The following is a 13,320-nucleotide window of genomic DNA, read 5'->3' as shown; positions in this document are numbered from 1 at the left end:
TGGGTTTATTCGCGTGGAAAGGCCGCTTATAATTTTTTTCCCACAGCGATATCCTGGGCACAACCATCATAGCCATGCGGATCATCAAACGGCATATCAAGATAATCATGCTGTCTATAAAACCTCAATGCCTCTGGCGACGATTCAAGATGCAAAGACTGATAACCCTGTTGTTTGAGCCACTTTTCACACAAAGCCAATAATTGACTGCCGCACCGCTGATTTCGTTTGGCTTCGTCAATGACAATGATACGCAAAGCCGCGCGCGCTTCGGGCCATAATTGCAAATGGGCATAGCCAATGATGTCACTGCCTTGAAATAATACAAAATGCACATGATCCAGATGTTCAAACGTCCAGGTGTAGGGATCAATAAGGCCTGCTTTGCAAAAAAAATAAAATTGCCTGAAATGGCGAACTGCCTCCCATTCCCGAGGCGTCAAGGCTTTCACCACCCGTAATCCATTAAACCCGGCTTTCTTGTCAATGGCGGCAATAAAGCGTTCTTTACCCAAACAATACGCCATGATGTCCTTTGGGTATTGGCGCGCCAAATCCTGCTTTAAACGAGCATAGGTCTCTCTATCTTCAGCATGAATCCTCATCCAATCCCTGAATTTTAAATGGCGCTCAATGTCCACATGACCGGCCTCAAACGCATGAATATGATGCGTGCGTTGACTCCCCCCTTTGTGGAAATAACGGCGAAAAGGGATGCCGTATTCGCCGTTTATGGCGTAGCCCAAAGCCTGCATCCTGGCATTGGCCTCATCGACCTGACCAATATCCGCCACAACAGGCATCATATCAATCACGGGTTTTGCGGCTAAATCAGGTACGGAGGTCGACCCGATATGATGAACCTCAAGGCAATTGTCTCCCATTGCCTTTTTAATCCGCTCGGCTTCAAGGGCAAATGCCTGAGGCCAGCTGGGGTCATAGGAAACGACTTGAACGAGCTGTTGCCCGGATTGCATTGCCATTATTGCTACTCCTCTTTTTTATCGGGTAAAAATCCACCCACCTGTGCATCCCACAAGGTTTTATACAAACCCTCGCGGCCCAGTAATTCAGTATGCGACCCATCATCGACAATATGGCCTTTATCAAAGACTAAAATGCGGTCCATATGCAAAAGCGTGGATAAGCGATGCGCAATGACTAAGGTTGTTTTCCCCTGCATTAACGCCCAGAGGCTTTCCTGGATATGGGATTCGGTAATCGAGTCCAATTGGGACGTCGCTTCATCGAGTATAAGGATGGGTGCATTTTTTAAAATGGCCCTGGCAATGGCAATGCGTTGACGCTGCCCGCCGGACAGCTTGACGCCACGTTCGCCAACCAGGGTCTGATATCCCTCTGGCAAGAGGCAGATGAATTCATCCGCATGCGCCTTTTTAGACGCCGCAATCACCTCATTCTCCGGCGCCTCCAACCAGCCATAACGAATGTTGTCCATTAAGCTTCGATGAAAAAGGCTGGGGTCTTGGGGAATCATGGCAATGGCTTGCCGCAAGCTGTCCTGGGTAACCTGCGCGATATCCTGGCCATCAATTAAAATTTGGCCGTCAACCAGATCATAAAGCCGTAAAATCAGGTTCACAAAGGTTGATTTGCCACTGCCGGAGTACCCGACCAATCCGACTTTTTGGCCTGATTCGATGGTGACGGATTTATTTTTAAAAAGGGAATAGCCGCCTTGATAATGGAATCTAACCTTGGCGAATTCAATCCGCCCCCGGGTTACAGTCAATGAAGAAGCCTGGTGGCTGTCCCTGATTTCATGAGCAACACTCAGCGCATTCAGGCTTTGCTTAGCCTTGCCTAAAGCCTGATTAAATTCATCCACCTGATACATGGTGTACCACATCATGTGCCCCAACTCCATGGAAATCCCAAGAATTAAGGCAAAATCCCCGATGCTGACAAGACCCTGGCCATGCAAATGGATTAAGGTCATCGCAGCTAACCCCATCATCACCGCAATCATGCCGCCCTGCGCGCAGCATAAGAGCACAATAAAAAGTTCTTTTCTCTGGAAGGCCTGCTCGACCCTGGCAAAGAAATGGTTCATTCGTTTTATTTCATAGGCTTTCTGCGAAAAGATACGAATGTTGGCCTGGTTGGCGAGGCCATCCACCAATTGCCCGGAAAGCTGCGATTCCGCACTCGCATGATCATCCGATAAAGAAACCAATCGCGCCGAGAGATAAATACTGACAACCGCAAAAGCGATGAACCAGACTAACAGGATATAAAAGAATAAAGCATTCACCGCATAGGCGGTGATAAATGAAATCACCAGAAGCGAGGTGCCGCGAAGAAAATCCACGGACACCCGATGCAGGATGATTTCAATATTGTCAGCCAGGGTGGTTATCTGATCGGCAATACGTCCAGATAGATTATCCTGAAAAAACTGGGTACTGGCCCCAAACACATAGGCTAAGGTCTGACTGATGACCTGGTTTTTGATACGGGCTTGGTGTTTATAATTTAAAAAGCCAATGGTGCGCCAGGTGACATTATCAAAAACAATGAAGTTGACCACCAGTAATGCCGCTATCCAATACAAGGACGAAGGATCCGGACCCCTTTTTGCCGCCAGGGTATTAATAAACGACTTCACCAATAAGCTATTGAATGGCCCCCAAAATCCAGCCAATAAGGCAAGCATAACGAATAGCGTGACAACCGTTCGATAGGGCTTTAAGACATGCCATATAAAAGAGCCCAACTGCTGGGGGATAACCGGGCTATTGTTCGATGAGACAGGTTTATGGTTCATGATTTACTCTTAAGTCTGTCGATTAGGACAATAAAAAAAAATCAAAGCCAAAAATGACTTTGTTTTGTTTTTGCCCTGACAAGGGCTTCTTAAGATGTAGTTTTCATGACTGCGTGAGACCGGGTTAGATAGATAAAATTAATAACCGACCATCATAATTAAAACATCTATGTCTGTCAATACGTTTTGCCTGATTGTGCCAAGGCCAGCTTCACAATCCCCTCACCCAATTGACACCCGTTGAAATTTTGGCTAGATTTTCGCCCCTCCTGATGGACAAGGTGCGCTGTGAAACAGGTTATCATTGATATTACTAGCTTATCCAATCTGCTACGCAAAAAGCGATTGCCTCATGGTGTGCCTCGCGTGGCGCTGGCTTATTTACGCCATTATCTCGACGACATGCACATCCTTTTCAGAATCCGCGGCAGAAGCATTATTTTATCGAAACAGGATTCAAAAAAAGTAGCCCGCCTGTTACTTGCCTGGGAACCGGGTTCTTTCTTTCAGTTAATTCGTCTCATTTCAGGCGCGGCATTTCGACCGTCTGGCCTTAGACCTGATTGCCGCTATTTTGTCATTAAACTCGATTACAAAGGGTTTAAATATGAACGCTTTCTTACCACCATTACCCAAAATAATTTGACCATGCTGGCGGTTGTGCATGATTTAATTCCTCTTCTAAACTCGGAATTCTGCACACTGGCGGAGACCACGCAATTCAAAAAGCATTTATCCAAAATTCTGACTCACGCGCAAGGGATAGTAACCATTTCGGAAGCCACAAAACAGCAGTTGCAGCACTACGTGCTGAAAGAAGGTCTCTCCTGCCCGCCAGTCTTAAGCGTCCCCTTGGCTCCAGGCCTTACGAATGACATAACCATCGGTAAACCGCTTGTAGCAAGCCCCTATTTCATCGTCTTAAGTACCATTGGAGCACGTAAAAATCATTTATTATTATTGCGTGTCTTTCAAAAATTACTTGCACGTTATGGCCCAAATACCCCCAAACTGGTCATTGTCGGCAAGCGCAGTACCTCTTGCCCCTCAACCCTGGCCTTACTCGATAAGAACGGACCCTTGGCAGAAATTATTCTGGAAGCACAAGCCAGCGACACTGATTTAGCCAATTACCTTCATCATGCCAGGGCTTTGTTATTCCCTACCTTTGCCGAAGGGTATGGTTTACCGCTCGTTGAAGCCTTAAGTTTCGGCGTACCGGTGATAGCGAGCGATTTGCCGGTTTTTCGTGAAATTGCTGGCGATATTCCCGACTACTTCGATCCACTTGACGGCTTAGGGTGGATGCACGCCATTGAAAATTATGCTCAGGAAAACAGTGTCTGCCGTCAGGCTCAACTGAAACGGCTGGCCTCTTTCCGTGTACCTGCCTGGCAGGTACACTTTACGCAAGTGGATGCCTTTATGGATGACTTATTAGTGAGGAATACCCCAAAAACCATCTGCTAAACGGCATCAATTGATTAAACTTTGACCAAAAGCTAAAAATAAAATATACTGTTAAGTGCAGCGATTTAGCCTGCGCTAACCCATCGCTCGATGGGTTAGCTGTTTTAACCGCGTGCCGGTCTGTTTACGACACCTCGATTAACATCTTTAAAAGGAATTTAAAAATGCCTAAAACTATCCATGCAGATCCAAAAGGAACCCTGGGAATGGCTTATGGCATGGTCGGCAATACCCTGGTTATTTCCGCTTCCCATAGCCGCCGTGAAATGATGCCATTGCAGTTCATTAAACCGAATGGCGAATGGAGCAAACTCCAAGCCTCCGATATGGACACGTTACCATTCTCAACAGCCATCAATACCTTTGTTAATCGCAAGGAGGGTATTCAAAATGTATTATTCACGGGTGATGTGAATCTCGGGTATTCCAATCAAAGCGTGGTTTCACCGCTGGTTGATGATTTGTTAAAAGGTTTTGAATCAACCCCTATCCCCGTCACGAAAGTGCTCTTTTCTGGAGAACCCAAGATTGTTCGGGATTGCAATATGCAGATTAAGAAAGATCCCGAACTTATCGCCAATGCAGGGCATACCCATGTGGTGGATATGGCATCTCTAGCCGTCGCCAATATCATCAATGGCAAACCCGTCAAGAAAACGCCAGTCTATGGTACGGGGCCATCGCATGGTCAGCCGCCAGGCACAATGACCAAGGAAAATCAGGCCGAAGAACAGGACATGTGGGCCAGAACAATGCCAACGGAAGAAGACGAAGGCATGAATGCCCGGAACGATTTTTACAATAAAACACATCCGCAGCAATTAACCCAGGCGGAGCTAACCCACAATCAGACGTTAAAGCAAAAATTGGGTGATGAGCTTGGAAAAAACGCGCCGGATAATAGCAATCATTATAATCCATCATGAGGCATTGCCTGATGAGGAGAGTAGAGTCTGGTTATCTCTCCTCATCACTGTTTTAATCGCTGATGAGAAAAAAAAGTGAGTCAGGTGGTCGTTTTTTGCTATAGTCTCTGCCTGTTTTTCTAAAATCTGAGTAGCCATGAAAAAAGTCATCCTAACCGGCGATCGTCCCACCGGCCCCTTGCATCTTGGACATTACATCGGCTCGTTAGCCAATCGGGTAAAGCTGCAGGAATCGTATGAGCAATTCGTTATGATAGCCGACGTGCAGGCCTTAACGGACAATTTCGAAAACCCAGCCCGAATTATTGAAAACCTCTACGAGGTCGCATTGGATTATCTGGCTGTTGGCATAGAGCCGCAAAAAAGCACTATTTTTATTCAGTCGCAAATTCCTGAACTGACCGAACTCACCCTGTATTTTTTAAATTTAGTGACACTCGGGCGTCTGGAGAGAAACCCAACGGTTAAAGCCGAAATTCAGCAAAAAGGTTTTGATTCATCCATACCCGCCGGTTTTTTCTGCTATCCGGTCAGTCAGGCGGCAGACATTGCCGCATTCAAGGCAGAGGCTGTACCCGTCGGTGATGATCAGGTTCCGATGATTGAGCAAACCAATGAAATCATTCGCAAATTTAATCGCATTTACCATACGGATTGCCTGAAAGAAACCCAGGCGGTTTTAAGCAAAACCTCACGTCTCATCGGTATCGATGGACAGGCCAAGGCCAGTAAATCCTTAGGCAACACCATTTTCCTGTCCGACTCGCCAGAGGAAATCAAACGCAAGGTCTTTTTAATGTTTACGGATCCAAATCATTTAAAAATCAGTGATCCGGGTCAGGTTGAAGGCAATGTGGTCTTCGCCTACCTGGATGCATTTCACCCTGATACCGAGGAAGTGGCGGCTCTTAAAGCGCATTATCAAAAAGGCGGGCTCGGCGACTCGACCATTAAAGCCCTGTTAAATACCACCTTACAAACCCTGCTTGAGCCTATTCGCGAAAAACGAAACCGTTTCAATAAAGAGGAGGTGATGGATATGTTAATCACCGGCACGGCGGTTGCGAGAAAAGTGGCTCAACAAACCCTGGAGGAGGTACGTCACGCCATTGGCTTGAATTATTTTGGGAAATAGCCTTGGTGGGGTTTAAGCCTAGCCTGCATTTCATCGTGAGTCTTTATCCAGTATACTGATTAAAAAAATAAAGCGTGAGGACAGTCGAATGAAAGCACTCGTTTACCAGGGCCCGGGTAAAAAAGAGTTGGTTGAGCGCCCGAAACCGACCATCATGCATCCGAATGATGCCATTGTTAAAATGACTAAAACCACCATTTGCGGCACGGATCTCCACATTCTGAAGGGCGACGTTCCCACCTGTACCCCGGGCCGTATCATTGGCCATGAGGGCGTAGGGATTGTTGAGGAGGTGGGAGCTGCTGTAACCACTGTGCAGCCGGGTCATCCTGTACTTATTTCCTGCATTTCATCCTGCGGCACCTGCCGTAATTGCCGCAAAGGCATGTACTCGCACTGCCTCACCGGCGGTTGGGTGCTCGGTCATACCATTGACGGTACGCAAGCGGAATATGTACGCATTCCCCATGCCGACACCAGCCTGTATAAAATTCCTGCCAATCTGGCAGAAGAGGCCCTGGTGATGTTAAGCGATATTTTCCCAACGGGCTTCGAATGCGGGGTTCTTAATGGCAAAATACAGCCCGGGCAAACAGTAGCCATTGTCGGTGCCGGCCCCATTGGTCTTGCCACCCTGTTGACGGCCCAGCTTTACTCCCCGGCCGAAATCATCCTAATCGACATGGATGAGCATCGCCTCAACGTGGCTAAACAATTAGGCGCCACCCGGATTCTTAACATCCAGCACGACAATGTCATTGCCAACGTAATGGAATTGACGGAAGGGATTGGCGTTGATACGGCAATTGAAGCGGTGGGGATTCCTCAAACCTTTGAACTGTGTGAAGAGTTGGTCGCTCCCGGTGGAATCATCGCCAACATCGGCGTGCATGGCGTCAAGGCAGATTTGCACCTTGAGAAACTCTGGTCGCATAATATCACGATCACGACCCGCCTGGTGGATACGGTTTCCACCCCCATGTTATTAAAGGCGGTACAGACACACAAACTGGATCCCTCCGCCCTTATCAGCCACCGGTTTAAATTGACTGACATCATGCAGGCTTACGAGGTATTTGGACAGGCGGCAGCGACCGGCGCCCTTAAAGTCATTATTGACATGGAATGAATTCCTGGCTCGGAATTCTATGCTATAACTGAACGAGGTTATCTTTAAATGTGGACTCATGAGAAAACCCACACAGGATGAGTTTCTGGAAATGTCAGACGCCGAGGTGTTTGATCGCGTATACCCCTGTAAATTAAATTTGTCTGTTCTTTTAAACGGCACCAGGCGATGGTATCTGACTCAGCAGTTTGAAAAGCCGCCTGAAAAAGAATTGAACCATGCCGAATTACTGGATTTAATTTATGTCAACATAGCCAAGCTGTTTAAACAAACGGCCAATTTGGGGGTATACCGTATTTTTGGCCCCGCTTATTCCAGAGTACAACGCTTAAGGGACGGGCCTGCTCATGAATAGTAAATCAATGGCTTGATGAACCTGCATCGTCATCAAGCCCTGGTGTCGCTCTATCAGCAAAACGGTTTTAAAGTCTATTTTCCTAGTGATTTAAGCTTTCTACCCGCAGAAAGTCCAGGAAATGAAAGAATTCTCACAATCTACGCTCAAAAGTAACCGCTATTGCGTTTATTATGATATGAATAATCAGAATAGCTATAATTACCTTTTTAAATTAGCTTATGATTTTATTCAAATTTATCATAAACCCCCTACGTGGGAAGATATAGTTGAAATGTATTATGACTATCGAGACCTGGGTGAGTTAAATATCCTTATCTGCAATGGCAGATTTTACGGCAGAACAGGCATACCCCCTCTGCTCGGAAATTTAAATTCAGACGGCATTTATGCCACGGCTGTTACTCCCCCTGTTAATGACCCCTACCCTTTGAAGACGCATTTTGTATGATTATCTATATGTAAATCCACCTCAGGGGGTTCATTATCGGAACATAAGCCAGGATGATTTACTGCGGCTTAAAGTCTATTATCAGGCGAATAAAGACAAGTTACTAGCCTTACTCAACAATATGGGCAATTTGTATACCCTTTTGAAGAGCAGGTCTGGCCCGATGCCTTTTTTAATCCACCTAAGCCTAGTGAATGATCAACTCCAGAGCTCTGAGGTTGGCAATGACTTGTTTATCCAGCTCATGCGTGTCCTGCTGACGATTAACCCAATAAGCCGTCATCCCTATGGCGCTTGCACCGGCCACACAGACTTGTTCATCATCAAAAAACACACACTCTTCCGGCTCGACGCATAATTTTTTGCACAATGCCAGGTAAGCTTCAGGAGCCGGCTTTCTGACGCCGATGGTGGGCGCACTGATTGCTTCATCAATGTAGGCATCCAGGTTAAACCATTCCAGCGATTCCTGCAGGCTGGCCAAAGGAAAATTCGATAACACCCCACCTTCATGTTTTTCTGTTTACAAAACCTTAAAGCAGGAAGCGTATCGGGAAAAACATCAATAAATTCCATGTAGTTAAATTGTTGAATCGCGGCTTGCCGTTTGGGGCTTATGGTGTAATGATCAGCTAAGGCCTGCCAGAATTTATCAAAAAAGAGAATTTCTTCTTCTGAATTTTTTGGGAACCCATGCACTTTTCCAAGCGACTCCCAAATGCTCATGCCTTCCTGCAAAGTAAATTCAGGTATAAATTTTGAAAACGCTTCGATAACTTTCTTAAACAAAAAGAATGTCAAAACACCATCCCGATCAAAAATAACTGTGTTAATTTTTTTCATAATTGCGTTGTATCCTTTGATGAATATTAACATTTCAACTCAACGTCAATGGCCTTCTTTCTGCTGTCCCCCTTTACCATACCGGTTTAGGGCATATTGTCCCATGTTGTCGGCAATTTCACCCTCGGCAAAAAAAACTTTTCCCGGGACTTCATTCTGCAGGAGCAGGGCTTCCTCTTCATCATGGCTGCGTACCACGATTTCTATATCCGGATTGAGTGCACGCGCACAGGCAATCATTTTTCGCACATGCACCGTATCAGACACCACAATCATCAACATGCTGGCTCTGGCAATATGGCCCTGAATAAGGACTGAAGGCTCCGACGCGTCCCCATAAACAGCTGCCATATCAGCCTCCCGCAGTTGCGTAATAATTTCACGGTTTTCATCCACCACCACAAAAGGAATGGCATGTTCAGCCAATAAATTGGCAATCCGTTTGCCAACCCGTCCATATCCGACCAAGACCACTTGCCCGGCCAGGTATTCTTCCCGCGTTGTCTGCGGCAATTCCGCCAGGGGATCGTTACCGCGCTCAAACAGCGCAAGTAGAGTTGGATGCGATTTAACCCAATTGTGCACCGGATTAATGAGCTTAAAGATGAGTGGATTCAGGGCGATTGAGATGATTGCACCGGCGAGAATAAAATGGCGGCCTTCTTCCGGCAACAGGCCAAACCGGATCCCCAACTCAGCCAGAATAAACGAGAATTCGCCGATTTGTGCGAGGCTCGCTGAAACAATCAAGGCCGACCGCAGGGGATAGTGAAAGGCGAGAACCAATATAAATGCCGCAATGGATTTACCAATAATAATGATAGCCACCACCGACAAGACCTGCAGCGGCTGCTCAACCAGCACCATGGGATTAAACAGCATGCCCACCGACACAAAAAACAACACCGCAAAGGCATCGCGCAGCGGCAGCGATTCTTCAGCCGCCCGATGACTGTAGGACGATTCCCTAAGAATCATACCGGCAAAAAAAGCGCCCAATGCGAAGGAAACGCCAAATAATTGCGCCGCAGCATAGGCAATGCTTATCGCTGCCGTAATGACGCACAGCGTAAACAGTTCCCGTGACCCAGTGCGGGCCACATGCCAGAGCAATTTCGGCAAAAGCCTGCGCCCAACCACAAACATCAGGATAATAAAACTCAATACTTTCAGCAGCGTCAGGCTTAAAACCAGCCATAAGGGCTGCTGCTGAACGTCCACTGGTACATTATCACCCAATCCATGCGAGAGAGAGGGCAATAACACCAGCACAATCACCATGGCCAAGTCTTCAACCAAAAGCCAGCCCACGGCAATGTGACCGTTAATCGAATCCAGAGCGCCTCGCTCTTCCAGGGCGCGTAACAAAACCACCGTACTGGCAACCGAAAGCGATAAGCCAAAAATCAGGGCGCTGCCGTAATCCCAACCCCACCAGACAGCTAGCCCACCGCCAAGCAGGGTGGCGGCAATCATCTGCACAACCGCTCCGGGAATGGCAATGGTGCGCACCCGCTTTAAATCGTCTAAGGAAAAATGCAATCCAACACCGAACATCAGGAGCATAATACCGATTTCAGCGAGTTCCTGAGCGATTTTCACGTCAGCGAACAAGCCGGGAGTAAAGGGACCGATGACGACGCCGGCTAACAAATATCCCACGAGAGCGGGAATTTTAAACCGCACGGCAATAAATCCCAGAATGAGCGCCAAGGCAAATCCCAGAGCAACGGTGGTAATCAAGGGGAGCGAATGGTGCATTTAATCCGTCCTTGCTGTGATGTTTTTATCATAAGCTGACATCTCTTGATTAAATGGTAGCCAACAGAACGATGAAGGGAAAGTAAAGTGCCTAAATAGTTATTTTTAAATCGATTTGATTTATTTTTTCCTATTGGCTATAACACTAATAATTTGGACTGAGAGTAATCTATCTTGCCGATTACAAGTTACTTAATGGACTGCCAAAACAGAGTTAATCTGGCGCTTGAACGTCATTTGCCCTGCCAAAACACTTACCCGACCATACTTCATGAAGCAATGGCTTATTCGGTATTAAATGGGGGTAAACGCATCCGTGCGGCATTTGTTTATTCAGTCGGGGAGCTTTTTCAAGGGGATGAACTCGTTTTGGATGGATTGGCTGCTGCCATTGAAATGATCCATGCGTTTTCCCTCATTCATGATGATCTGCCTGCCCTGGACAATGATGATTTGCGCCGTGGTAAACCCACCTGCCATAAAGTCTATGGAGAAGCAGTCGCCATTTTGGCCGGTGACGCCCTGCATACCTTAGCCTTTAATAGGCTCGCCAATCTGGCGTTTGAATACAACCAGTTGACAGCCGAAAACGGGTTGAAAATGATTGCTACTCTCACCCAGGCTATCGGCTCAGCCGGCATGGTCGGGGGAGAAGTGCTGGATCTGCTGGCTTTACAGACACCGACAACCGTCCGTGATCTTGAAACCATCTACCGCATGAAAACAGGTGATTTAATCAGTGCGGCTGTGGTTTTGGGTGCATTGTCCTCCACAGAGGATGCGGAAATTTTAAATTTGCTGCGGGAGTTTGGTCTCCTGATAGGGATTGCCTTCCAAATTCATGATGACATCATCGGCATAGAATCGAGTACAGAAACGCTTGGAAAATGCCAGGGAAAGGATTTGGAGCGGCATAAACCCATCTATCCCGTGATAACCAGCCTTGATGACGCCAAAAAAGCCGAAAGACATTTTTATGACCAGGCCCTGGCTTGTTTAGCCAAAATACCTGTTAATACCGGTAAAGTGAAAGGCATTGCTGACTTCATTCTGCGGCGCCATCACTAATCGAACCTGAATAACGAGGGTAATTTTGGCCAACCAACGGTCTGCTCGTGTGAAATAATGCTATCTTAAACAACTCTCCTCGTGATTGAAAATTTAAATGGGACATCAACCCCTGCAGCGGGTAATCGGATTGACTGGCGCGACACTGATAGGCCTTGGTTCCATGCTTGGCACCGGTATCTTCGTCAGTATTGGCATCGCCGCAGGGGTTACCGGGCCCTGGGTCATTTTTGCCATCCTGCTTGCCGCACTCGTTGCATGTTGCAATGCGTTGTCCAGTGCCCAGCTCGCAGCCAGCCATCCGGTCAGCGGCGGAACCTATGCTTACGGTTACCGCTATCTTCATCCGGCGCTGGGTTTTACCGCCGGATGGATGTTTTTATGCGCTAAAACCGCTTCCGCTGCGACCGCAGCTTTAGGATTTGCCGCTTATTTACTGCATCTGTTCCACCTCCCTTTCGCCTCGATAACCCCGGTAGCCGCCATCACCGTCGCCCTGCTGACTCTGCTCGCGGCCAGTGGTATGCGGCGCACCAACCTGACCAATACCGTAATTGTTGCAATTACCCTCTGTTCTTTAGGGCTTTTTTCGCTTTCTGGCAGTGTTTATTTGCTTCAGCAAGATGGAAAATATTTAAATTCTTTTTTCACACCTGACACCCTCAATCCCGGTGATTTTCTTTATGCAACGGCCTTAATATTTGTGGCTTACACGGGTTATGGCCGTCTAGCGACCTTGGGTGAAGAAGTGAAACAACCGCGCACGACCATCCCCAAAGCCATTATGCTCTCCTTGCTGTTTAGCGCCTTGCTTTATGTGTGGGTAACCTTAGTCGCCCTTGGCTTAACCGGGTGGGAACAATTGGCCAGTGCAACCCGGCATTGGCCTACCCCGCTTGAGATGGCAGCCAACACCATGACAATTCCGGGCTTACCCATCGTGGTCATCGTCGGTGCCTGCACAGCCATGCTCGGTGTTTTGTTGAACCTTATCCTTGGCCTGTCGAGAACTGTCCTGGCCATGGGGCGGCAGCAGGATCTGCCGAAACGGTTTGCTGTGATTTCCGGCAAACATCAGACCCCAGTCGCCGCCATCATTGGCATTGGCATCAGTATTCTGGGTTTAGTCGCCATTGGCAATGTTAAAACCACCTGGTCATTCAGTGCGTTCACCGTTCTGATTTATTATGCGATAACCAACCTGGCCGCCTTACGCTTACCCAAAACTGAGCGCCGTTACCCTGCCATTATCGCCTGGATTGGGCTTTTTGCCTGTTTGTTCCTGACCTTTTGGGTGCCGCTTGCGATAGGAATATCCGGATTGGGTTTAATTGCTCTTGGTCTCTTGTGGCACTGCCTCTATCGCTCGTTTGTGTTAAAAAGATAATCAATTA

11 protein-coding genes are annotated in these 13,320 nt (G+C 47.4%); 7 read left to right on the top strand and 4 right to left on the bottom strand.

What is annotated here, in order from left to right:
• Positions 1 to 26: 26 nt before the first annotated feature.
• Both Lery_RS08040 and Lery_RS08035 read right to left on the bottom strand, forming a co-directional pair.
• Positions 27 to 983 carry a bifunctional GrpB family protein/GNAT family N-acetyltransferase gene (locus Lery_RS08040; RefSeq protein WP_058526734.1) on the bottom strand — a complete coding sequence of 319 codons (957 nt, stop codon included), beginning with the start codon at positions 981 to 983 and terminating at the stop codon, positions 27 to 29.
• Positions 984 to 988: 5 nt separating this feature from the next.
• Positions 989 to 2,788: an ABC transporter ATP-binding protein gene (locus tag Lery_RS08035; RefSeq protein WP_058526733.1), complete on the bottom strand. Its 1,800-nt coding sequence runs from the start codon at positions 2,786 to 2,788 to the stop codon at positions 989 to 991.
• Positions 2,789 to 3,076: 288 nt separating this feature from the next.
• On the opposite strand from Lery_RS08035, the gene Lery_RS08030 reads away from it, so the two are divergent.
• The 5 genes from Lery_RS08030 to Lery_RS08010 all read left to right on the top strand — a co-directional run bounded on the left by Lery_RS08030 (position 3,077) and on the right by Lery_RS08010 (position 7,803).
• Positions 3,077 to 4,258 carry a glycosyltransferase family 4 protein gene (locus tag Lery_RS08030; protein WP_058526732.1) on the top strand — a complete coding sequence of 394 codons (1,182 nt, stop codon included), beginning with the start codon at positions 3,077 to 3,079 and terminating at the stop codon, positions 4,256 to 4,258.
• 164 nt (positions 4,259 to 4,422) lie between these two features.
• Complete coding sequence (locus Lery_RS08025; protein ID WP_058526731.1) at positions 4,423 to 5,184, top strand: hypothetical protein; 762 nt, start codon at positions 4,423 to 4,425, stop codon at positions 5,182 to 5,184.
• A 136-nt stretch (positions 5,185 to 5,320) separates the two neighbouring features.
• On the top strand, positions 5,321 to 6,319 hold the full coding sequence (gene trpS / locus Lery_RS08020) for a tryptophan--tRNA ligase (protein ID WP_058526730.1): 999 nt from the start codon (positions 5,321 to 5,323) through the stop codon (positions 6,317 to 6,319).
• An 88-nt stretch (positions 6,320 to 6,407) separates the two neighbouring features.
• Entirely contained in the window at positions 6,408 to 7,448 is a 1,041-nt protein-coding gene (locus tag Lery_RS08015; protein WP_058526729.1) for a zinc-dependent alcohol dehydrogenase family protein, read from the top strand.
• A gap of 58 nt (positions 7,449 to 7,506) precedes the next feature.
• On the top strand, positions 7,507 to 7,803 hold the full coding sequence (locus Lery_RS08010; protein ID WP_058526728.1) for a hypothetical protein: 297 nt from the start codon (positions 7,507 to 7,509) through the stop codon (positions 7,801 to 7,803).
• Between the two features lie 638 nt (positions 7,804 to 8,441).
• On the opposite strand, the gene Lery_RS08000 is transcribed toward Lery_RS08010, so the two are convergent.
• Both Lery_RS08000 and Lery_RS07995 read right to left on the bottom strand, forming a co-directional pair.
• A complete protein-coding gene (locus Lery_RS08000) occupies positions 8,442 to 8,756 on the bottom strand; it encodes an HAD family hydrolase (protein WP_058526726.1) in 315 nt (104 codons plus the stop codon).
• Between the two features lie 386 nt (positions 8,757 to 9,142).
• The gene (locus tag Lery_RS07995; protein WP_058526725.1) at positions 9,143 to 10,858 is read right to left on the bottom strand and encodes a cation:proton antiporter domain-containing protein; all 1,716 of its coding nucleotides are present in this window, start codon (positions 10,856 to 10,858) and stop codon (positions 9,143 to 9,145) included.
• A 195-nt stretch (positions 10,859 to 11,053) separates the two neighbouring features.
• On the opposite strand from Lery_RS07995, the gene Lery_RS07990 reads away from it, so the two are divergent.
• Complete coding sequence (locus Lery_RS07990; RefSeq protein WP_058526724.1) at positions 11,054 to 11,926, top strand: polyprenyl synthetase family protein; 873 nt, start codon at positions 11,054 to 11,056, stop codon at positions 11,924 to 11,926.
• A 97-nt stretch (positions 11,927 to 12,023) separates the two neighbouring features.
• On the top strand, positions 12,024 to 13,313 hold the full coding sequence (locus Lery_RS07985) for an APC family permease (RefSeq protein WP_058526723.1): 1,290 nt from the start codon (positions 12,024 to 12,026) through the stop codon (positions 13,311 to 13,313).
• Positions 13,314 to 13,320 lie beyond the last annotated feature (7 nt).

Source organism: Legionella erythra (genome assembly GCF_001467615.1).
Lineage (GTDB): Bacteria > Pseudomonadota > Gammaproteobacteria > Legionellales > Legionellaceae > Legionella_C > Legionella_C erythra.
Note: the sequence above shows the minus strand (reverse complement) of the source record. Positions and strands in the feature narration are given on the sequence as shown.